The following is a 19,272-nucleotide window of genomic DNA, read 5'->3' as shown; positions in this document are numbered from 1 at the left end:
CGGCGTGCCTTCAATGAATGCCGAATACGCTTGAAGCTGAGCCTATTTTTTTTTAAGCGCCCTGCGGAGCGTCACCATGCTGACCTTTTTCCCCGTCTCCTCCTGAAAGCGGGCGTGCAAGGAGCGGAGCTGATGGGGCTGTTCTGCGACCAGCTCCTGCAGTCGCTGATGGTCATTGTCATCCAAGGCAGGCGTTCGACCACTGCGCGGCTTATCGATTAGACCATCAAGGCCCGACGTTTCCCATTGCTTGAGCCATCGTGATACGGCATCGCGACGAACCTGTAGTATCTCGCTGATTTGATTGATGGTATGGCCTTGATGGCTTAACAGGATGGCATGAGCACGACGACGTAAGGCGCGCTTCTCACCATGTTGATAAGCAGAGGTCAGCGCCTGCTGTTCAGAGTCAGAAAGTGAAGCAATAAAGCGCCTTCTTGCCATGGTTCCATCCGTGCCCGAGATTCTTGCATCGATAATACACGAAAATATTAGATTAAGCACTTAGCAAGCCTGTTAAAGCTTACTTTGCGCAAAAACCTCCTATTAATATTACGCCTTAATAAAAGGTGAGCATGTTGTATACCCGCGTTAGTAAGATTGGCAGTTCGCATCCCACGTTTATTTCCCAAGCCCGCGTCCTTACTCGTTTTACGATGGCCAATGGGAATGGTGGTCATCGATAACAAAGACGTGCCCATGTGAGCCTGGGGAATGATGGTGGGAATGGCGATGAGGTTCCGGCCCCTCCCATCCCTCATGTTCGTGCTGATGATGTTCATCGTGGTAGTGCAGGTGGGTGTGACTTTGGGCAGCGTGCTCGTGCTCAAGAGCCATCGGGTCATGTGCGTGCCAGATAAGGGCCGCGAGCCCCGTTGCCGCCAGGGCCACCGTTCCCAGCAAAGCGAACGTACCCGTCAGTCCCAGGTTCACTCCCAGCCAGCCTGCCAACGGATAGGTGACTAGCCAACAGCTGTGTGACAACGAGAACTGGGCAGCAAACAGCGCTGGACGATCCACCGGCTGACACGAGCGTTTGAGCAGGCGTCCGGAGGGGGTCATGACCAACGAGGCCCCAGCGCCCAGCAGTAACCATAGCCCGACAAGCCCCGCAAACGATGGGCCCAGCCAGCCCAGGTAGAGGCTGAGTGCCATCATAACGCCACCCAGCAGCATGACTGGCCGCTCGGACACCCGTTCCAGCACCTTGGGCAGCAGTAAGGCTATTAGCATGGAGCCCCCGCCTGCGGCGGCAAAGGCCAGTGCGACTTCTTTCTCGCCCAAATTCAACACCGAGCGTACGAGTACCACCGTGTTGACGATCTGCATGGCCCCGGCGGCTGAAACAGCCAGGTTCAACGCCAGTAGCCCGCGCAACCGGGGCGTCTTCAGGTAAATCCGCATACCATGAGTAACGCGACGCCAGACGCCGGGGGCTTCCTCTAGGGGGTGAGACGCAGGCAGGATCACCGATATAACCAGGGCGGCAGAGATAACGAAGGCCAGAGCATTGATTACAAACAGGACATCAAAACCCATCACCATCAGCAATGCCGCCGCCGCCATCGGGCTAAGAAGGTTCTCTAAATCATAGGCGAGACGCGACAGGGACAATGCTCGTGTGTACTGCTCTTCGTCTTCGAGAATGTCAGGGATCATCGCCTGGAAAACGGGCGTAAAGCCAGCTGAACAAGCATTGAGCAGAAAGATCAGCACATAGATCTGCCACACTTCGGTAACAAAAGGCAGTGCGCAAACCACGGCTGCACGCAGCAAGTCCAGGCTAACCAATAAGGTGCGCCGAGGCAGGCGTGATGCATAAGCGCCGACCAAAGGGGCAATGCCCACGTAAGCGACCATCTTGATCGCCAGCGCCGTGCCTAGCACGACGCCCGCCTGACCTTCAGCAAGATCGTGAGCCAGCAACGCCAGAGCAACCGTGGTCAGGCCAGTGCCGATCAGTGCAATGACCTGCGCTAGAAAGAGATGGCGGTAGACGCGGTGGGCGAGTACATCGAGCATAGAACTTCCTCAAATGAGGGGTGCCTAAAAGCGCTTACAGGTAGCGTGCAATCGTCTTGAACTCTTCAGCCCGTGCCCGTTGCGTTTGATTCTGAGTACCCAGGGCTTCGTCTAGGCAGTGGTCGATGTGATCCAGCACTAAGGTGCGTTTAGCTTGCTGAATGGCTTTTTCTACCGCATGGAGTTGTTGAGCGATGTCCAGACAGTGGCGTCCATCCTCTACCATCTGGGTCACACTCGAAAGGTGCCCCCGAGCGCGGTTCAGGCGCTTGACGATATCGGGATGTGACTGGTGAGTATGCATTGTCATTTTCTTTTCCCTTATTATATTCCTATCCCCCCGGAGGGGATGGTAATCTATCGCCGTTATTCTGCCAACGCTATGATTCAAGGCAGACGGTTATCTATTTTTCTGACTTTTACTTTAATCCTGGTTGCTCTACATGCTCAATCGGCTGCGTCACCGCCTTGGCTATCTGACCTTTCTGTTGCTGTTCCTGCCTAGCCTGGTAATCACTAGTGTGGGTGAGGCGCGTGCGCATGGGGCAGCGAGCATGGTTGGCGTTGAGTCGTCTCTCCATGAGAATGTGCAGAAGGGCCATGGGCATACCCATGGCCACGAGCACGAAGATAGTCGCCACCTCCATAATGAGAGTGGCAGTCACTTTCACGAAAAAGCGGATCGGCCTGGGACGGGCATTGCCGTCGAGCCGAACTTCCGCGATGCCCTGCGGCTAGGCGAATGCAGCGGTCTTCCGCTGCGTCGCGTCTACCGCTTGGAGCGTCCTCCACGGCCGGTCATCGCTGGATGACTGGGGCCGTCCACTGGACGGCCAACACTTAATGACAAACCCGTGGAGGTTTTATGTTTCCATCCCAACTAGGGGGTGCGTTCGGCTTGCCTGTTTTGGCCCGACGCCACGCGCTGACCCTTTTCACACTGCTGGTGATGCTCCTGGGAGCCAGTGGTGAAGCCCTTGCCCACGCCGTTGCTGAAGGCGACAAAGGGTACATCCAGGAGATCTATGGCGTTCACCTGATCTCGTTCATCTATCTCGGTGCCAAGCACATGGTGACGGGGTATGACCACATCCTGTTTTTGCTAGGGGTGATCTTTTTCCTCTACCGAATGCAGCATATCGCCATTTACGTCAGCCTCTTTGCCATCGGTCACTCGACGACGATGCTGTTAGGGGTGTACTTCAATATCGGCATCAATAGCTACCTAATTGACGCCATCATCGGACTCTCCGTTGTCTACAAGGCGCTCGATAACATCGGGGCGTATCAGCGCTGGTTCGGCTTTCAGCCCAATACCAAGGTGGCGACGTTGGTCTTCGGCCTGTTCCATGGCTTTGGATTGTCGAGCAAGATCATTGAGTACGATATCTCTTCTGATGGATTGGTCCCCAATCTCCTGGCGTTCAACGTTGGGGTAGAGATCGGCCAGCTACTGGCCCTAAGTGCCATCCTTATCGTGATGGGGTTCTGGCGAAGCACCAATGGCTTCTTACGCCACGCCTATACCGCTAACGTCGCCATGATGTGCGCTGGCTTTATGCTGGTCGGTTATCAGCTCACCGGCTATTTCATCGCCTAATTCAGGAGAGACCCAAATGTACAATACCGATCTTCCTACCCGTGCTGAGTTACCTTCGACGGGTAAATTACTTCGATCTACGTTGCTGGCGGCGGTAATAGCTATTGCCCTGTTGGTCACCGTGGTGCTGCCCGCAGAGTATGCCATCGACCCCACCGGCGCGGGCCGCTTGTTGGGGCTGACCGAGATGGGTGAAATCAAGGCCCAACTGGCCGAGGAGGCCGAGCTTGACCAGGCTAATGACGAAGCCGCTGCCATGCAGGCATCACAACCCACTGCACCTCAAGAATCAGCAAGTGATAACCAGCCCACGGCTGCAAACACTGCTGCTCAACAAGCATCAGATGTAGAGCCGGAGCAAGTAGCCTCCTCGGTATCTGACCAAGAGATGGTGCAGCCCGAGGCTAGCTTAGCGCTTGCTGACGCTTTGGCCGCTGAGGAGGCAGCCTCCCAGGCAACTGAAGAAGCTGCCACATGGGGCGATGAAGTGAGCTTCACCCTCACACCGGGCGAGGGCACCGAGTACAAGCTGACGATGGAAGAAGGCGCTGTCGCGACATTCGCTTGGGCTTCCGATGGGGGGCCACTTAATTTCGACACACACGGTGACGGAAATGGCAACTCGATTAGCTATGAGAAAGGACGCGGCGTGCCCGAAGATGAGGGTGAACTGGAAGCCGCGTTCACCGGTAACCACGGTTGGTTCTTTCGTAATCGCAATGATAACGACGTGACCGTGATGTTGCGTGTTGGAGGGGACTATGGGGAGCTGAATAAGGTTCTCTAAAGCAGTGGCCCCTAGCGCTCTCCTGAGCGTTAGGGGCCTTTGCCATCAGCGTCGCTACATTGATGGGGAAACCGTCTACAGAATTAGATGAGATAGTGGTCGTTGGGTTATCTGATTTAATATAATATTTAGGCATATATGCGAAATATCTGAAAGTCTTCTATTGGCCGGTTAGCGACGGTCTGATTCCTACCATCGCTATACAAACGGGACTATCCGGTATTACTGGCGACGATCGGCTACCTCCGAGTCAGCTCTAGCGAACAAAGCACCCAATCTCAACTTAGCGAGATTGCGAATCGACAAAATGTCGAATGTTGGTCATATGCTCATGCATCTGAAGCTTCTGCTAGCTCAGGAATTTGAAACACTCTATCTCCCATCGAATATCTCAATTCATCTGTCGAAAATTTATGCCATCTGATTTAGAATATTGGTTATGAAGATTTTGATTTGTTATTTATTTATAACTTTTATTTTAATGGTGGTTTATGAAGCCTAAAGAAAATATGGATTTGAACAAGCTTTATAAAAAAATAAGGGCTAACGCTGGGAGAGCTGTTTGTGATTATTCTATGATTGAAGATGGTGACAAAGTAATGGCTGCCATAAGTGGTGGCAAAGATTCATTTGTTATGCTTGATACTCTGTTGTATTTGAAGAGAGTAGCACCGATTAATTTTGATGTGGTCGCTGTGAATCTCGACCAAAAACAACCCGGTTTTCCGGAGCATGTTCTTCCTGGCTTCTTCAAAAAGAATAATATTGATTATTATATTATGGATAAGGATACATATTCAATTGTTAAAGAGAAAACTCCTGAAGGGAAAACTACTTGTTCACTTTGTTCGAGACTTAGAAGGGGTTCTCTATATGGGTTTGCTGAGGAGATTGGGGCTACAAAAATAGCTCTTGGCCATCACATGGATGACATTGTAGAAACTCTTTTTTTGAATATGTTTTTTAACGGTAAGTTAAAGGCAATGCCTCCTAAGCTGCTAAGTGATGATCGCAGAAATATTGTAATAAGACCGCTTTCTTATTGTCGTGAGAAAGATATTGCTAAGCTGGCATCAATTGTAGAATTTCCAATTATTCCATGTAATCTTTGTGGTTCTCAGGAGAACTTACAAAGACAGAATATAAAAAACATGTTGGCAGGCTGGGAAAAACAAAAAGCGGGTTGTATTGAAAACATATTTAACGGTATCCAGAATGTAAGTCCAAGCCAACTAGCTGACTTAAATCTTTTCGATTTCCACAATCTCGATATCGACAGGTCTAGTAAAGTCATCTCGAACCATACTGGCAGTGTAGATGTTTCTTCGACCAATTTTATAGAAGCAATCAACCTATGATTTTGTAAAGAATACATTGGTGTATCTGGGCTGTCTTTGGTTATATTTTGATCAACTGCATTTGCTTAAAGCTTTTTTTTACAAAAAATGAATTTTTTGTATGGCTTGTGTTTGTTTTCTTTAGAAGAAAGAAAATTAAGTGACTGTATTGTAATGCTTTACTCACTCACTCTTCCTCTTTTAAAAAATTTGGCATATAAGGCACCTTAAAAGCCATGCCACCGAAGCTGCTCTCGGATGATGGTAAAAACATCGTGATTCGCCCGCTGGCCTACTGCAAAGAGGCGGATATTGCGGAGTTTTCGAGGCTGATGGAGTTTCCGATCATTCCCTGCAACCTGTGCGGCTCTCAGCCCAATATGCAGCGCCAGGTTGTCAAAGAGATGCTGGCGGAGTGGGATAAAAAACACCCCGGCCGGTTGGAAAGTATGTTCAAAGCGGTGACCAACGTTGCCCCTTCGCAGCTTGCCGACCGTGAGCTGTTTGATTTTGCCGGTCTGGAAGCGAAGCAGGCCGCATTGATGGAAGGGCGCATTCAGGCGTTTAACGTGAGTTAACCGCCTGGGCTTCCTCTTCCGCCAGGGTGATGAGGCGCTGCATATCCAAAATATTGACCTCGCGCCCGGAGACGGCCACCACGTTTTGCTGCTGAAAGCGGCTAAGAATACGGCTAACCGTCTCCACCGCGAGGCCTAGATAGTTGCCCATATCTGCCCGTGACATGGAAAGCCGGAAGCTATAGGGGGAGTAGCCCCGGCGCCGAAAACGGTCAGAAAGTGTAATCAAAAAGCTGGCCAGCCGCTGATCGGCAGTTTTGCGTGACAGTAAACGCATCATCCGCCGGTCGTCTCGTAGTTCCTTGCTCATGCTGCGGTAAAGCTGGCCGCGCAGTTCGGGCAGCTCCTCGGAGAGCGAGTCCAAACGGTCAAACGGAATTTCGCATACCGTGGTGGTTTCCAGGGCAATCACGGTGCCGGGGTAGTGTTCTTCGTCAATCCCATCCAGACCCACCAGCTCGCTGGGTAGAAAGAAATTGGTGAGCTGGTCGTTGCCATTCCCTTCGCTAGTCACCTGCTTCAAGCTGCCAGAGCGCACCGCGTAAACGCTGGTGAAAGGATCTCCTTGGCGAAACAGCCGCTCGCCTTTTTTCAACGGCGAGCGGCGGCGGATAATCGCATCGAACTGGCTCATATCCTCAAGCTCTAGGGCAAGCGGTAGGCACAGCGAGCTTAGGCTACAGGTTTGGCAGCGCGCCTCTTGCAGCAGTGAACGTCGTTGGCTGGCAGGATATGACATGTGGTGCTCCCTTTTTATTAGCCATCATAGGCGCAGGGGGTAGGTGTCTCGATACGCTTATAAAATCTTCGAGTAGCGTTGGTTGCCCTGATGTTGCAGGTGATTATCGAAGGCCATGGCTAAGTGCCGAATCAACAGCCGTCCGGTGGGCGTAGCTTGTAAATAGAGGCCTTGGCGCACTAGCAGGCCATCCTGCTCGGCGGTTTTCAACCGTTCAAGAGCGGTTGAAAAGTAGTCAGCGGCATTTATCTGCCAACGCTGGCCTATTGCTTCAAGGTCAATGGCCATATCGCACATTAAGCGCTCAATCACCTCTCTGCGCATTAGGTCATCCTTATTTAAGAGTAACCCTTTTACAGTCGCTAGCCTACCTTCATCTAAGGCAGCTTCATAGTGGGACAGCTGAGTGGGGTTTTGTGCGTAAACGTCGTCTACCCGAGAAATAGCCGACACCCCCAAACCAATCAAGTCGCACTGGGAATGGCTTGAGTAGCCCTGGAAGTTGCGCTGCAGCGTACCGTAGCGCTGTGCCTGAGCCAAGCTGTCCTCTGGGCGAGCAAAGTGATCCATACCAATATGTACATAACCCGCTTGGGTCAGCATCTCAATAGTGGTACGCAAAATAGCCAGTTTTTCATCCGCGCTGGGCAGGTCGGCTTCATTAATACGCCGTTGGGGCGCAAAGCGGGTTGGCATATGGGCATAGTTAAAGACCGACAGCCGTGCCGGGCTCAGTTCAATCACTTGGCTTAGGGTATCAGCGAAGCTTTGCTCGGTTTGAAAAGGCAGGCCATAAATTAAATCGAGGTTGAGCGAGCGAAAACCAAGCCGGTGCGCTTCATCCATCAAGGTTTCAGTGAGCACCCGTGGCTGCACGCGATTAATCGCTGCCTGCACCTGTGGGTTGAGATCCTGAACGCCCAGGCTTAAGCGATTAAAGCCCAGCGACTGCAGGTGGCGCAGGGTAAAGACATCCGCTTCGCGTGGGTCAATTTCAATAGCGTAGTCGCGGTCCGGTGCGCTCGATAAGCCAAACCGTGCATCCAGGCGGTCTATTAAATCGCTCATCTGCGCCAGGGTTAAGAACGTCGGCGTGCCGCCGCCCCAATGCAGCTGCTGCACTGGCCGCTTTGTATCAAGATGCCGGGAGGTCAGCACCATTTCTCGATCCAGCCGAGACAAGTAGGGCTCGGCGAGGGCGGTATTTTTCGTGGCGATTTTATTGCACGCGCAGTAAAAACAGATTTTGCGACAAAAGGGCACATGAACATAAAGCGAGAGCGGCTTTTGGCTGGCATTGCTGCGCTCAAGCGCCTGGGTCATATCGTCAGCGGTGAACTGGTCGTGAAACGAGAGTGCTGTAGGGTATGAGGTGTAGCGAGGGCCGCTGGTATCGTAGCGGCGTATCAGGGCGTCAGTGGCCTCAACCGCTGCAGAAATAGGGTGAGCGAGAGCAGCAGTGGCATGAACGGGCATAAGGAGCGCTCCTAAGTAGCAGGGCAAAGCAAGAACCGATCAACATAAGCGACAAGCTTCGCAGCTCGAACGCGTGTTGGAATGCTACGTCAGCGTAGAAGGGAAAGCGTTGAGCTATATCAAGCGATAGGATGTTTGTATTGAGTATTGTCTAGAGGAGTTTGATGGGTAAGCTCTTTAAGCTCTTAATGCCCGGCATGGGGCATCAGCGCCCAAAGCTGCCACAGGGCAAAACCGATAATCGTCAGCGCGGCAAGGCTACGGGTCGCCGGGTGACGAATTAACTGGCTGAGCTGGCGGGCAGCCAGACCCGTGGCTAACAGGGCAGGCAGCGTTCCCAGGCCGAAGGCCCCCATCAATAGCGCCCCTTGTAGCGGGTCGGCGATGGCCAAGCTCCAGGCGAGCATCGAGTACACCAGCCCACAAGGCAGCCAGCCCCACAGGGCACCGAGCGCAAAGGCTTGCGGCAGGTGAACCACGGGCATCAAACGCCGCCCGACGGGTTCGATGAAGCGCCATAGCCTGCGCCCCACGGCTTCGACTTTCAATAGCCCTTTCCACCAGTTGGCGATATACAGCGCCATTAGGATCAGCATCACCGCCGCGACGACCTGCAGCGCGATACGCGCCTGAGGTGACAGCGATACTAAGGTGCCGAGCGCGGCCACCAAGGCCCCTGCCGTCATATAGCTCAGGATACGGCCCGTGTTATAGCTGAGCAGCAATCCCCCCATGCGAGCTGGGTGGCGCATGCTGGGCGGCACGGCAAAGGTGAGCGCACTCATGATGCCGCCGCACATGCCAATGCAGTGAGCACCGCCCATCAGGCCAAACACAAACGCCGCCATCAACGGCGGCAGGTCAAGTCCGGTCGGGTTCACGGCGGTGGCTCACGGTCACGGGGTGGCTTGGTACCTTTTTTGCGCTCGGCGCGCTGCTCGGGGGTGAGATCGTTCTCATCGTCGTCGAACAGAATGCGATGGGCAGGGCCTTCCAAGTCGTCGAACTGGTCATTCTTCACGGCCCAGAAGAACGCCCACACTGCCAGCCCCAACAGAATCAGCGACAGCGGAATCAGTAGATAGAGAATGGTCATACGGTCACCGGTGTGGCTGGGGCTATCTGAGGAGCGGGTGAGGTACGCCAGCGCGTGAGGCGCAGCGCATTACCTACCACGAAGAGAGAGCTTAGCGACATACCGATCGCCGCCAACCAAGGCGGTACCAGCCCCATCGCGGCCAGGGGAAGCGCAGAGAAGTTATAGCAAACCGACCAAATCATATTTTGGCGCATGATGCGCCGAGTGGCGCTGGCAATCTCGATGGCCTCGAAAATACGCATTAAGCGTGGGCTGAGCAAGACCGCATCGGCCCGAGTGCGTGCCAAGTCGGTGGCGCCATTCATGGCAATGGCCACATCGGCACCGGCGAGCACCGGTACATCGTTAATGCCGTCGCCAATCATGACCACACGTTCGCCCTGCGCCTGCAGCTCACGCAGCCGCTCCAGCTTGCCCTCTGGTGATTTGCCCGCGTGCCAGGTGGTGATGTTGAGCTGCTCGGCTAAGCTCTCTACGGCTTCCTGCGTATCGCCTGACAGTAACTCAACGTTAAGCCCTCTGGCCTGCAGGGCGGCTACGGTTTGCGCAGCATCTTCACGGATACCGTCGTGGAGCTTAAACCAGGCCCGCGGGGCGCTATCTTCACTCAGCAGCAGCCACTGCCCGGCGCTGGGCGGCGTGAGTGGCTCGGTCGTTGCAAAATCGGGCTTGCCCAAGCGCCACGTTGTGCCGTTAAGCACGCCTTCTAGCCCGCTGCCGGTGACGCTTTTCACCTGACGCGCCTGCAGTGTGGCATCGCGGAACGGGCGAAACGCGCGGGCAATGGGATGCTCGGAGTGGGCTTCCAGTGCGGCGGCAATGGCCCGTAGCTGTTCGCTACTTTGCTCGTTTAACGGGCAGGTTTGGGTGAGCTGCATCTCGCCACGGGTGAGCGTGCCGGTTTTGTCAAAAATCACCCGCGTGGCGTTAGAAAGTGATTCGATGGCATCGGCGCGGGTGATCAGCACGCCACGCTGGCGCAGTTGCCCATGCCCTGCCGTGAGAGCCGTTGGGGTGGCGAGTGCCAGCGCACAGGGGCAGGTCACCACTAGAACGGAGAGCAGCACCCAAAGCATGCGGGAAGGGTCGATAAACCACCACGCCACGGTCACGCAAGCAGTGACCACCAGCAGGCGCAGTACGAACAGGTGCGCCATGCGCGCCGCCATTTGCGCCAAGCGCGGGCGGCTGGCAAAGGCGCGGTCGGTCAAATCGACGATGCCCGCCACGCGTGCATGGTGGCCTGCATGAGTCACCCGCACCGTGAGCGGATTCTCCATGTTTTGGCTGCCACCTACCACCTGTTCGCCCACACGGCGGGTGACGGGCAGGTACTCGCCGGTCAGCATCGACTCGTCCAGGCTAGACTCGCCATCTTCGATAATACCGTCGGCGGGGACGCCGTGGCCGGGCTTGATAAGTACGCGGTCGCCGGGGGCAAGCTCGCTAGCGGGCAGAATGCGTTCGCTGCCGTCAGCTTCCAGCCGTGTAGCAGAGACCGGTAGTACGCCACTAAGCGCATTGCCGCTATGGCCGCTGCGTCGCCTAGCGCGCCCTTCCACGTAGCGGCCAAACAGTAGGAAGAAGGTGAACATGGCGACCGAGTCAAAATAGACCTCTCCCACGTTAAACAGCACCGCGTAGCTACTGGCGAAATAAGCCCCACCAATGGCGAGTGAAACAGGCACATCCATGCCTAGCACGCCCGTTTTTAGGTCGCGCAGGGCGTTACGGAAGAATGGCTGCGCTGAAAAGAACACCACCGGCGTTGCCAGAGCGAACGAGAGCCAGTGAAACAGCGCAAAGAAGTCTTCACTGAGTTCCCCAGGCCCCGACACATAAATGGGGATGGAGAACATCATGACCTGCATCATCCCGACCGCCGCCACTATTAAGCGGCGCACATTCATGCGCTCTTCATGCTGCAGCCGCGTCTGGGCTTGGTCGGGTTCATAGGGCTGAGCATCGTAACCAATCGCGGCAAGTTCAGCGAATAGCTGCGATAGCTTTACTACGTTTGGGGCCCAGGAAACCCGCAGGCGGTGATGGGTCAGGTTGACTGCGCTAGAGACAACGCCTTCAAGCGCGTTCAAGCGGTGCTCGATGAGCCACGCGCAGGCGGCACAGGTAATCCCTTCTACAGCCAGCGTTGCCCTGACGTGGCCCTCATCGCCGTCTGGGTGAACGAACTGCGCCTGCAGCCCTGGATCGTCAAACACCGACCAAGTATCCGCTTTTGCAGCTTGACGCTCATCGGGGCGCTCGGGCAGTTCGGTACGGTAGCGGTAGTAGCTCTCTAAGCCGCCGTCGACGATGGCGTGTGCTACGGCTTCACAGCCGGGGCAACACAATGACTGGGGCGTGTCGTCCACCACGATTTGCCACGGTGCGCCGTCGGGCACCGGGCTGCCGCAGTGGTAGCAGCTTAGCGCTTTAGTGCTCATTCGCTCTCTGACCGCCCTCCGGGCAGAAGGGCAACGCTCGTTTCATTGGGGAAGCGGGCTTCGCCGATCAGGCGCCACTCGGCGTCATCGCCTTGCACGGGCTGAATCTGTAGGTACCAGCGGTAGCGCAAATTATCCGGCCCCTGAGTGATATAGCGGCCTTCGCGCACGTGTTCTAGTACGAAGGATTGATCACGGTCATCTTCGGTGGGGAAGATGAGGTCCAAATAGAGTTTATCCGGACGAGCATCGCCAGCAAGGTCGATCACAATATCGCTAGTCAGTGGGTCGATGCGCAGGTCGGCGCTCAAATTGAGTTCGCGCGCGCGCTCCTGCTTCGCCAGCACCATGTTAATAGCTTTACCGTGCTCGTAGTAATCCTCCTGGACCACCATGCCGTCGTAGCTCTTGATCGACATGATGGCGAAGCCAGTACTAAATAGGATGGACGAAAACAGCAGCCCTAGTAAAAACCACGGCCAAAACTGTTTGTACCAGGGCGGAATCGAGGTGTCTGACATGACGCATTTATCTCCTAATGTCGCTCAAGAACCGCGTTTCGCGGGTCTGGCGAATTTGCTCATCTTGCTGCGCCTGCAGCGTAAACGTAATCGCGTGGCTGGGCTCGCTTAACGACGCTGGGTCGGCCAGTACGGTAATCACCTGAGTGCGTGATTCACCCGCAGGTACACGCAGCGAGGTGTTATCCAACTGCAAATTAGGTAAGCCTGCCGCGCTAATATCATAGGTGTGATCTTGGGAGTCCAGGTTGCGCACAGTCAGGCTGTAGACGTTGCTGATCTGCCCGTCACGGGTCATTTGGTAGAGCTGAGTACGCTCGCGCTCAGCGTCAAAGCTCATCGGCGTACGGTCATTAACTGCCCAGGCAAAAGTCGCTATCATCACCACCAAAGCAACGAAATAGCCAATCAAGCGCGGGCGAAGAATATGACTTTTCTTGCCTTCCAGCGCGTTCTCGGTGGTGTAGCGAATAAGTCCTCTGGGGTAGCCCATTTTATCCATTACGCTATCGCAGGCATCGATACAGGCGGCGCAGGTAATGCATTCGTACTGCAGCCCGTCGCGGATATCGATGCCGGTCGGGCAGACCTGGACACACAGCTCGCAGTCGATACAGTCACCCAGGCCCGCTTCTCGGACCTCGGCATGGCTGAGCGATTTCTTGCGGTGGCCGCGGGGTTCGCCGCGGGCGTCGTCGTAAGAAACGATCAGCGTATCGCGATCGAACATCACCGACTGGAAGCGAGCATAGGGGCACATGTAAATGCACACCTGCTCACGCAGCCAGCCGGCGTTGAGGTAGGTAAAAACTAAAAAGAAACCTACCCAAAAATAGGACCAGCCATGGGCTTCTAGCGTGGGAAGCTCCTGGACCAGGTCACGAATCGGCGTAAAGTAGCCGACGAACGTCACGCCGGTGGCCAGGGCAATCAGCAGCCAAGCAGCGTGTTTTGCCCCCTTGCGCCAGGCTTTGTTGGCAGTCATCGGCTGATTATCCAGCTTTATGCGCTGATTGCGCGAGCCTTCGATGCGGTGCTCAAGCCAAATGAATAAAAATGTCCAAACGCTCTGCGGGCAGGTGTAGCCACACCAGACACGCCCCGCAAACACGGTGATGAAAAACAGCCCAAAGGCGCAAATGATCAGCAGCCACGAGAGAAGGATGAACTCCTGCGGGTAGAACGTGGCCGAAAAAATGTGGAATTCACGGCCCGGTAGATCAAACCACACGGCAGGGCGGTCGCCCCAGTTCAGCCAGGGGAGCAAAAAGAAGCCCATCATTAGCGCCCAGTTCGCGCTGCGTCGTACCTTTTGAAACAGCCCTTTGATCTCCCGCACGTAGATATGCCGCCGCTTGGCGTACATCTCTTGCGTGGTGGTGTCTCCCGGCGTGTGGTGCCCAACGGTTGGCGGCGTAATATCGTGGCTAGGTATTTTTTCCATGGCGGTGATCGCAGCTCAATAGGCAGGAGTGGACGATAGCCTGGCTCACGCAACCTTCATTGGTGAAGGAGATCGCGTCGCTGTATGTCGAATCGCTATACACACATTGCTAAACAATAGTGTAACGGATAGCCGGGTGGCTGAGCGGATGCTGGATGTAGAAAGGGTGCGGTATGTAACCGCACCCCTTCGTACACGCTGGCGTTAAACGCCTATCAACGGGGTTAGTCGTTGAAACGTAGGCTGTACACGTAAGCGGCCACGAGGTGAACACGCTCTTCACCAATGTAGGCTGCCTGGGCAGGCATGTGGCCATTACGACCGTTACGCAGCGTTTGGCGAATGGAGTCGTCAACGCCCTGGCCGGGTGCTAGGTAGAGCCACACGTCGTCGGTCAGGTTAGGCGCACCAAGTGCGATATTGCCTGTTCCGCTGGGGGTGTGACACGCCGCACACGCTGCCAGGAAGGTGCTTTCACCGCTGGCGGCACGCTCTGCATCATGCTCTTCACCGGAGAGCGACAGTACGTACTGAGTCAGGTTTTCGATATTGTTCTCACCGAGCTGCTGCCAGGACGGCATCAGACCGTTACGGCCATTGTTCAGCGTGGTCAGAATGTTTTCCGGTTCACCGCCGTAGAGCCAGTCGTCGTCGGTCAGGTTGGGGAAGCCGTAGCCGCCCTGGGCATTCGAGCCATGACATACGGCGCAGTTGTTCAAGAAGATACGCTCTGCCACCTGCATGGCTTCGGCATCCTGCGCGAGGTCTGGAATCGGCACTTCCTGGTACTGGGCAAAGATCGGCGTGAAGCGGTCTTCCGCGTCGGCCACTTCCTCTTCCCACTGGCTCTCCTGGGACCAGCCCAGTATGCCTGCGTAGTTGCCCAGGCCTGGGTAGAGCACCAGATAGCCAAGGGCAAATACGACGGTCAGGATAAAGAGCTTAAACCACCACTGCGGAAGCGGGTTGTCATACTCTTCAATGCCGTCAGCCGCGTGGCCAGTGGTTTCGATATTGCCATCAGCATCTGGGGTTTTGTCGGTCCGGCGGTTGGCTAACAAAATCCAAACGCTCAGAGCGATCGTGCCCAGCGTGACGACAATAATCCAGGCGCTCCAGAAGCTGGATAGGGAGTCACCCCATAAATTATTCATCTATTCTTATCTCCCCTGTCGTGGCGGGAATCCGCTTCGTGTTCTGTCGAAGCATGCTTGTCACGGGTCGGCTTCTCATCATCGTCGGCAAAGGGCAAGTTAGCCGCTTCGTCGAAGTCTGGCTTGCGACGCTTGGAGTAGGCCCAGAAAAAGATACCGATAAAAGCGACGATCAAAATCAGCGTGATAAGGCCGCGGAAAGTTCCCGTATCCATAACTTAACGAGTGCCCTCGAGCACGGTTCCTAGCTGTTGTAGATAGGCCACCAGCGCAGTGATTTCCTGCTGGCCGCGTACTTCGGCGGTGGCGTTGGCGATATCTTCATCGGTGTAGGGAACGCCCAGCTGACGCAGCACACGCATCTTGCGCGGTGTCGCTTCGCCATCCAGGGTGCGCTCGAACAGCCAGGGGTAAGCCGGCATGATGGACTCGGGCACGACATCGCGCGGGTTGTACATGTGGGCACGGTGCCAATCATCACTGTAACGACCACCAACACGCGCCAAGTCAGGCCCGGTACGCTTGGAGCCCCACAAGAAGTTGTACTCATACACCTGCTCGCCCGCTACGTTGTAGTGGCCGTAGCGCTCGGTTTCTGCGCGGAAGGGGCGCACCATCTGGGAGTGGCAGCCTACACAGCCTTCACGACGGTAAATATCACGCCCTTCAAGCTCCAGGGCGGTTAAGGGGCGTAGCCCCTCAACTGGCTCGGTAGTCTGCTTTTGAAAGAACAGCGGTACCACTTCGGCCAAGCCACCGAAGCTGATCACAACCAGGATCAACACGGCGAGTAGGCCAACGTTCTTTTCGACAATCTCATGTTTCATTGGTCTGAACTTCCCCGGTTTAAGCGGCTTGTGGTGCCGAGTAGCTGATGGCTTCACGACGCTTGACGGTCATGTACACGTTGAACGCCATAATCAGCATGCCGGTTACCCAGAAAAGGCCGCCAATCATGCGGACAATGTAGCCGGGGCCGCTGGCTTCAACAGACTCCACGAAGGTGTACATCAGCGTGCCGTCAGCATTGATTGCACGCCACATCAGGCCTTGCATGATGCCGTTGACCCACATCGCAGCGATGTACAGTACGGTGCCGATGGTGGCCAGCCAGAAGTGCACGGCGATCAGGCTGACGGAGTACATTTCGGTGCGACCGAAGACCCGCGGGATCAGGTGGTACATGGAGCCGATGGTGATCATGGCTACCCAGCCAAGTGCGCCAGCGTGTACGTGCCCAATGGTCCAGTCGGTGTAGTGCGACAGCGCGTTGACGGTCTTGATCGCCATCATCGGGCCTTCAAAGGTCGACATGCCGTAGAACGACAGAGCTACTACCAGGAAGCGCAGCGTTGGGTCGGTGCGCAGCTTATGCCAAGCGCCTGACAGGGTCATCATGCCGTTGATCATGCCACCCCAGGAAGGTGCCAGCAGAATGATCGACATAATCATACCCAGTGACTGCGCCCAGTTGGGCAGCGCGGTGTAGTGCAGGTGGTGAGGACCTGCCCACATGTAGATCATGATCAACGCCCAGAAGTGGACGATAGACAGACGGTAGGAGTAGATTGGACGCTCTGCCTGCTTCGGTACGAAGTAGTACATCATGCCCAAGAAACCTGCGGTCAAGAAGAAACCGACCGCATTATGGCCATACCACCACTGCACCATGGCGTCGACAGCACCTGCGTAAATCGAGGTGGAGTACATAGGCGTGACGGGAATTGCGGCGTTATTAACAATGTGCAGAACGGCAACGGTCAGAATAAACGCAGCAAAGAACCAGTTCGCCACATAAATGTGCGACGTGGTGCGTTTCTTAATCGTCATTAAGAAAACGATCGCATAGCTGATCCACACTACCGCCAGTAGGATGTTGATCGGCCATTCGAGCTCTGCGTACTCTTTGGTCGTGGTGTAGCCCAGCGGCAGGGAGACCACCGCCGACAGGATCACCGCTTGCCACCCCCAAAAGGTGAACGCTGCGAGCTTGTCAGAGAACAGGCGTGTCTGACAGGTACGCTGAACGACGTAATACGACGTCGCAAAGAGCGCTGAGCCACCGAAGGCGAAGATAACGGCGTTAGTATGTAACGGACGAAGACGCCCGAAGCTAGTCCAAGGTAGGCCGAGGTTCAGCTGCGGCCAGACCAGTTGGGAGGCAAGGATAACGCCAAGCGCCATACCTACAATGCCCCACACAACGGTCATAATCGCGAACTGCCGAACCACCTTGTAATTGTAGGTCGGGTGTTCCAATGCTGTGCTCATTTCATGTTCCCATCGAACGCGGTTAGGGGGTAACCCGTGGCATTTTGCACGGGTGCGGCCACCCGCTTGATGATGCAGGTCAAAATCCGGCCTAGATTCTATCGCAGCCGCGCCCTAAGCTGAACACGCCAATGGATGTAACGTTGAATTATTAGGAGGGCTGAGTGTCCTATTACGCTGATCTTGGGTTTGAGGCCATCACCCCAGAGGCGTTGCGTGAACGCACCGCCAGCCCCGCTGTTCAGCGGTTTCTCGTGGAAGGGGTTGGCCCGGTGAGCGTCTCCGGCATCCCCGAGCTGGGGCGAATTCTGCTAGCCCATGGCGCCGGGGCAGGCCACCTATCCGAGTTTATGCGGCAATTTGCCGCGGTGCTGGCCAGCGAGAGGCTACAAGTGTGGGCGATCGATTTCCCCTATATGCAGCAGATGAGCGAGGAAGCAAAGCGCCGGCCTCCGCCACCCGTCAAGAAAACGCTGGAACACTTTGCTGCTTGGTATGACCTGCTGTCGTCATGCAGTGGTTCGCCTTTGTGGGTTGGGGGTAAATCCATGGGCGGGCGTGTGGCATCGCTGTTTGCCAGCCAGCATCACTGTGCAGGTGTCATTGCGGCAGGCTATCCGTTTCACCCACCCAAAAAGCCCGGCTCCCTTCGCACCGATCATTTTCCTGACATCGCTAGGCCTATGCTGATTTTGCAAGGTGAGCGCGATCCGTTTGGCTCTCGTGAAGAGGTAGCCGACTACGCTTTACCTGACTCTCTTCACATTCATTGGCTAACCGATGGCGACCATGATTTTAAGCCGCGACGAAGTTCAGGAGTAAATCAGCAGGTTTTGATTGACGAAGCAGCTATAGTTGCGGCATCCTTCGTCCGCGCTCAGTAAGCGGTTGCCGCGGGAACGTGCAGTACGCTGGTTTAAATCAAAAATTTAAACACAACGTGTTGACATTCAAACAGGCTTCTGTAGAATGCAGCGCCACGTGACCAGCGGGTGGTTAGCTCAGTTGGGAGAGCACCAGCCTTACAAGCTGGGGGTCACTGGTTCGAACCCAGTACCACCCACCATTTATTTGGTGCCCTGGAAACGTGATGCAGTAACTGATGTATATGCGGACCGGTAGTTCAGTTGGTTAGAATGCCGGCCTGTCACGCCGGAGGTCGCGAGTTCGAGTCTCGTCCGGTCCGCCATCATTATGTTTATCTGCATACTATGTTATCGCTATTCGGACCGGTAGTTCAGTCGGTTAGAATGCCGGCCTGTCACGCCGGAGGTCGCGAGTTCGAGTCTCGTCCGGTCCGCCACGATAACTTAATAAGTAGTTATATTGATAAGCGATAAGCTTTCAATATCCCGGGTGGTTAGCTCAGTTGGGAGAGCACCAGCCTTACAAGCTGGGGGTCACTGGTTCGAACCCAGTACCACCCACCATTTAAGTGAATGTTTTAGCGCCTCTGAACCGCTTTAATAAATAGTTTAAATGGTAAGTGTGTCTTACAGTGGACCGGTAGTTCAGTCGGTTAGAATGCCGGCCTGTCACGCCGGAGGTCGCGAGTTCGAGTCTCGTCCGGTCCGCCATTAAGCACCTGTCGGCAGTCATTAAGATAAAGCCGAAAAAATTCCAAAAAAGCCCGAATCATAGATTCGGGCTTTTTTATTGCGTGTACATAACACGCTAACAGCACCGTGCAGTCAATGAGCTGCACGGTGCTGTTACTTGCTTTTGTTACTCCTGAATCCGTGAAGCCGGCGCCGACACTTTCCCTATCACCGCCAGCGAGCACTTTTTGATCATTCGCCC

At 55.1% G+C, this 19,272-nt stretch carries 18 protein-coding genes, 5 tRNA genes and 2 pseudogenes; 11 read left to right on the top strand and 14 right to left on the bottom strand.

Annotation, left to right across the window (positions count from 1 at the left end; all coding sequences use genetic code 11):
• The 3 genes and pseudogenes from BMY49_RS14835 to BMY49_RS14825 form a co-directional block, all read right to left on the bottom strand.
• Positions 1 to 444 (bottom strand): annotated as a pseudogene (locus BMY49_RS14835) (helix-turn-helix domain-containing protein); the annotation flags it as partial.
• A 207-nt stretch (positions 445 to 651) separates the two neighbouring features.
• Positions 652 to 2,022 carry an MFS transporter gene (locus tag BMY49_RS14830; RefSeq protein WP_089675930.1) on the bottom strand — a complete coding sequence of 457 codons (1,371 nt, stop codon included), beginning with the start codon at positions 2,020 to 2,022 and terminating at the stop codon, positions 652 to 654.
• A gap of 34 nt (positions 2,023 to 2,056) precedes the next feature.
• A complete protein-coding gene (locus BMY49_RS14825) occupies positions 2,057 to 2,332 on the bottom strand; it encodes a metal-sensing transcriptional repressor (RefSeq protein ID WP_008957440.1) in 276 nt (91 codons plus the stop codon).
• 133 nt (positions 2,333 to 2,465) lie between these two features.
• Between BMY49_RS14825 and BMY49_RS17280 the strand changes: the two genes are divergently transcribed.
• The 5 genes and pseudogenes from BMY49_RS17280 to BMY49_RS14800 all read left to right on the top strand — a co-directional run.
• Positions 2,466 to 2,834, top strand: a complete 369-nt coding sequence (locus BMY49_RS17280; RefSeq protein ID WP_143058139.1) for a hypothetical protein — start codon at positions 2,466 to 2,468, stop codon at positions 2,832 to 2,834.
• A 53-nt stretch (positions 2,835 to 2,887) separates the two neighbouring features.
• Complete coding sequence (locus BMY49_RS14815; RefSeq protein ID WP_089675928.1) at positions 2,888 to 3,622, top strand: HupE/UreJ family protein; 735 nt, start codon at positions 2,888 to 2,890, stop codon at positions 3,620 to 3,622.
• A gap of 16 nt (positions 3,623 to 3,638) precedes the next feature.
• Complete coding sequence (locus BMY49_RS14810) at positions 3,639 to 4,409, top strand: hypothetical protein (RefSeq protein ID WP_022522210.1); 771 nt, start codon at positions 3,639 to 3,641, stop codon at positions 4,407 to 4,409.
• Between the two features lie 491 nt (positions 4,410 to 4,900).
• Entirely contained in the window at positions 4,901 to 5,767 is an 867-nt protein-coding gene (gene ttcA, locus BMY49_RS14805; protein ID WP_074211551.1) for a tRNA 2-thiocytidine(32) synthetase TtcA, read from the top strand.
• Positions 5,768 to 5,967: 200 nt separating this feature from the next.
• Positions 5,968 to 6,324: pseudogene (locus BMY49_RS14800) on the top strand (tRNA 2-thiocytidine(32) synthetase TtcA); the annotation flags it as partial.
• Here BMY49_RS14800 and fnr read toward each other — a convergent pair.
• From fnr to ccoN, 11 genes are all read right to left on the bottom strand, one after another.
• The gene (gene fnr, locus BMY49_RS14795; RefSeq protein WP_054640963.1) at positions 6,311 to 7,063 is read right to left on the bottom strand and encodes a fumarate/nitrate reduction transcriptional regulator Fnr; all 753 of its coding nucleotides are present in this window, start codon (positions 7,061 to 7,063) and stop codon (positions 6,311 to 6,313) included. The pseudogene BMY49_RS14800 and the gene fnr overlap by 14 nt on opposite strands.
• A gap of 57 nt (positions 7,064 to 7,120) precedes the next feature.
• A complete protein-coding gene (gene hemN, locus BMY49_RS14790; protein WP_089675927.1) occupies positions 7,121 to 8,539 on the bottom strand; it encodes an oxygen-independent coproporphyrinogen III oxidase in 1,419 nt (472 codons plus the stop codon).
• Positions 8,540 to 8,724: 185 nt separating this feature from the next.
• Positions 8,725 to 9,420 carry a sulfite exporter TauE/SafE family protein gene (locus BMY49_RS14785; RefSeq protein WP_044628711.1) on the bottom strand — a complete coding sequence of 232 codons (696 nt, stop codon included), beginning with the start codon at positions 9,418 to 9,420 and terminating at the stop codon, positions 8,725 to 8,727.
• Entirely contained in the window at positions 9,417 to 9,635 is a 219-nt protein-coding gene (gene ccoS / locus BMY49_RS14780) for a cbb3-type cytochrome oxidase assembly protein CcoS (protein WP_044628710.1), read from the bottom strand. The genes BMY49_RS14785 and ccoS overlap by 4 nt, the downstream gene beginning before the upstream one ends.
• A complete protein-coding gene (locus BMY49_RS14775) occupies positions 9,632 to 12,082 on the bottom strand; it encodes a heavy metal translocating P-type ATPase (protein ID WP_089675926.1) in 2,451 nt (816 codons plus the stop codon). The genes ccoS and BMY49_RS14775 overlap by 4 nt, the downstream gene beginning before the upstream one ends.
• The gene (locus tag BMY49_RS14770; RefSeq protein WP_058577155.1) at positions 12,079 to 12,603 is read right to left on the bottom strand and encodes a FixH family protein; all 525 of its coding nucleotides are present in this window, start codon (positions 12,601 to 12,603) and stop codon (positions 12,079 to 12,081) included. The genes BMY49_RS14775 and BMY49_RS14770 overlap by 4 nt, the downstream gene beginning before the upstream one ends.
• Before the next feature lie 7 nt (positions 12,604 to 12,610).
• Positions 12,611 to 14,047, bottom strand: coding sequence for a cytochrome c oxidase accessory protein CcoG (gene ccoG, locus BMY49_RS14765; RefSeq protein ID WP_062374138.1), 1,437 nt, complete (start codon positions 14,045 to 14,047; stop codon positions 12,611 to 12,613).
• 224 nt (positions 14,048 to 14,271) lie between these two features.
• Positions 14,272 to 15,201 carry a cytochrome-c oxidase, cbb3-type subunit III gene (gene ccoP / locus BMY49_RS14760; RefSeq protein ID WP_062360594.1) on the bottom strand — a complete coding sequence of 310 codons (930 nt, stop codon included), beginning with the start codon at positions 15,199 to 15,201 and terminating at the stop codon, positions 14,272 to 14,274.
• Positions 15,198 to 15,416 carry a CcoQ/FixQ family Cbb3-type cytochrome c oxidase assembly chaperone gene (locus BMY49_RS14755; protein WP_062360596.1) on the bottom strand — a complete coding sequence of 73 codons (219 nt, stop codon included), beginning with the start codon at positions 15,414 to 15,416 and terminating at the stop codon, positions 15,198 to 15,200. The genes ccoP and BMY49_RS14755 overlap by 4 nt, the downstream gene beginning before the upstream one ends.
• 3 nt (positions 15,417 to 15,419) lie before the next feature.
• Positions 15,420 to 16,028 carry a cytochrome-c oxidase, cbb3-type subunit II gene (gene ccoO, locus BMY49_RS14750; RefSeq protein WP_062360599.1) on the bottom strand — a complete coding sequence of 203 codons (609 nt, stop codon included), beginning with the start codon at positions 16,026 to 16,028 and terminating at the stop codon, positions 15,420 to 15,422.
• Positions 16,029 to 16,047: 19 nt separating this feature from the next.
• Positions 16,048 to 17,472, bottom strand: a complete 1,425-nt coding sequence (ccoN, locus tag BMY49_RS14745) for a cytochrome-c oxidase, cbb3-type subunit I (protein WP_089675925.1) — start codon at positions 17,470 to 17,472, stop codon at positions 16,048 to 16,050.
• 164 nt (positions 17,473 to 17,636) lie between these two features.
• On the opposite strand from ccoN, the gene BMY49_RS14740 reads away from it, so the two are divergent.
• The 6 genes from BMY49_RS14740 to BMY49_RS14715 all read left to right on the top strand — a co-directional run bounded on the left by BMY49_RS14740 (position 17,637) and on the right by BMY49_RS14715 (position 19,049).
• Positions 17,637 to 18,356, top strand: coding sequence for an alpha/beta fold hydrolase (locus BMY49_RS14740; protein ID WP_089675924.1), 720 nt, complete (start codon positions 17,637 to 17,639; stop codon positions 18,354 to 18,356).
• Between the two features lie 106 nt (positions 18,357 to 18,462).
• A tRNA-Val gene (locus BMY49_RS14735) sits at positions 18,463 to 18,538 on the top strand.
• Between the two features lie 46 nt (positions 18,539 to 18,584).
• Positions 18,585 to 18,661 (top strand) — tRNA-Asp (locus BMY49_RS14730).
• 37 nt (positions 18,662 to 18,698) lie between these two features.
• A tRNA-Asp gene (locus BMY49_RS14725) sits at positions 18,699 to 18,775 on the top strand.
• A 51-nt stretch (positions 18,776 to 18,826) separates the two neighbouring features.
• A tRNA-Val gene (locus BMY49_RS14720) sits at positions 18,827 to 18,902 on the top strand.
• Positions 18,903 to 18,972: 70 nt separating this feature from the next.
• Positions 18,973 to 19,049: transfer RNA gene (locus BMY49_RS14715), tRNA-Asp, on the top strand.
• Positions 19,050 to 19,272 lie beyond the last annotated feature (223 nt).

The organism is Vreelandella aquamarina (genome assembly GCF_900110265.1).
GTDB lineage: Bacteria > Pseudomonadota > Gammaproteobacteria > Pseudomonadales > Halomonadaceae > Vreelandella > Vreelandella aquamarina.
The sequence above is the reverse complement of the archived record's forward strand: the minus strand, read 5'-3'. Positions and strand labels throughout refer to the sequence as shown.

Bases quoted from the DNA above. Each gene is read 5' to 3' on its own strand.
- BMY49_RS14830 (WP_089675930.1), bottom strand. From the start codon at position 2,022: ATGCTCGATGTACTCGCCCACCGCGTCTACCGCCATCTCTTTCTAGCG.
- BMY49_RS14825 (WP_008957440.1), bottom strand. From the start codon at position 2,332: ATGACAATGCATACTCACCAGTCACATCCCGATATCGTCAAGCGCCTG.
- BMY49_RS17280 (WP_143058139.1), top strand. From the start codon at position 2,466: ATGCTCAATCGGCTGCGTCACCGCCTTGGCTATCTGACCTTTCTGTTG.
- BMY49_RS14815 (WP_089675928.1), top strand. From the start codon at position 2,888: ATGTTTCCATCCCAACTAGGGGGTGCGTTCGGCTTGCCTGTTTTGGCC.
- BMY49_RS14810 (WP_022522210.1), top strand. From the start codon at position 3,639: ATGTACAATACCGATCTTCCTACCCGTGCTGAGTTACCTTCGACGGGT.
- ttcA (WP_074211551.1), top strand. From the start codon at position 4,901: ATGAAGCCTAAAGAAAATATGGATTTGAACAAGCTTTATAAAAAAATA.
- fnr (WP_054640963.1), bottom strand. From the start codon at position 7,063: ATGTCATATCCTGCCAGCCAACGACGTTCACTGCTGCAAGAGGCGCGC.
- hemN (WP_089675927.1), bottom strand. From the start codon at position 8,539: ATGCCCGTTCATGCCACTGCTGCTCTCGCTCACCCTATTTCTGCAGCG.
- ccoS (WP_044628710.1), bottom strand. From the start codon at position 9,635: ATGACCATTCTCTATCTACTGATTCCGCTGTCGCTGATTCTGTTGGGG.
- BMY49_RS14775 (WP_089675926.1), bottom strand. From the start codon at position 12,082: ATGAGCACTAAAGCGCTAAGCTGCTACCACTGCGGCAGCCCGGTGCCC.
- BMY49_RS14770 (WP_058577155.1), bottom strand. From the start codon at position 12,603: ATGTCAGACACCTCGATTCCGCCCTGGTACAAACAGTTTTGGCCGTGG.
- ccoG (WP_062374138.1), bottom strand. From the start codon at position 14,047: ATGGAAAAAATACCTAGCCACGATATTACGCCGCCAACCGTTGGGCAC.
- ccoP (WP_062360594.1), bottom strand. From the start codon at position 15,201: ATGAATAATTTATGGGGTGACTCCCTATCCAGCTTCTGGAGCGCCTGG.
- BMY49_RS14755 (WP_062360596.1), bottom strand. From the start codon at position 15,416: ATGGATACGGGAACTTTCCGCGGCCTTATCACGCTGATTTTGATCGTC.
- ccoO (WP_062360599.1), bottom strand. From the start codon at position 16,028: ATGAAACATGAGATTGTCGAAAAGAACGTTGGCCTACTCGCCGTGTTG.
- ccoN (WP_089675925.1), bottom strand. From the start codon at position 17,472: ATGAGCACAGCATTGGAACACCCGACCTACAATTACAAGGTGGTTCGG.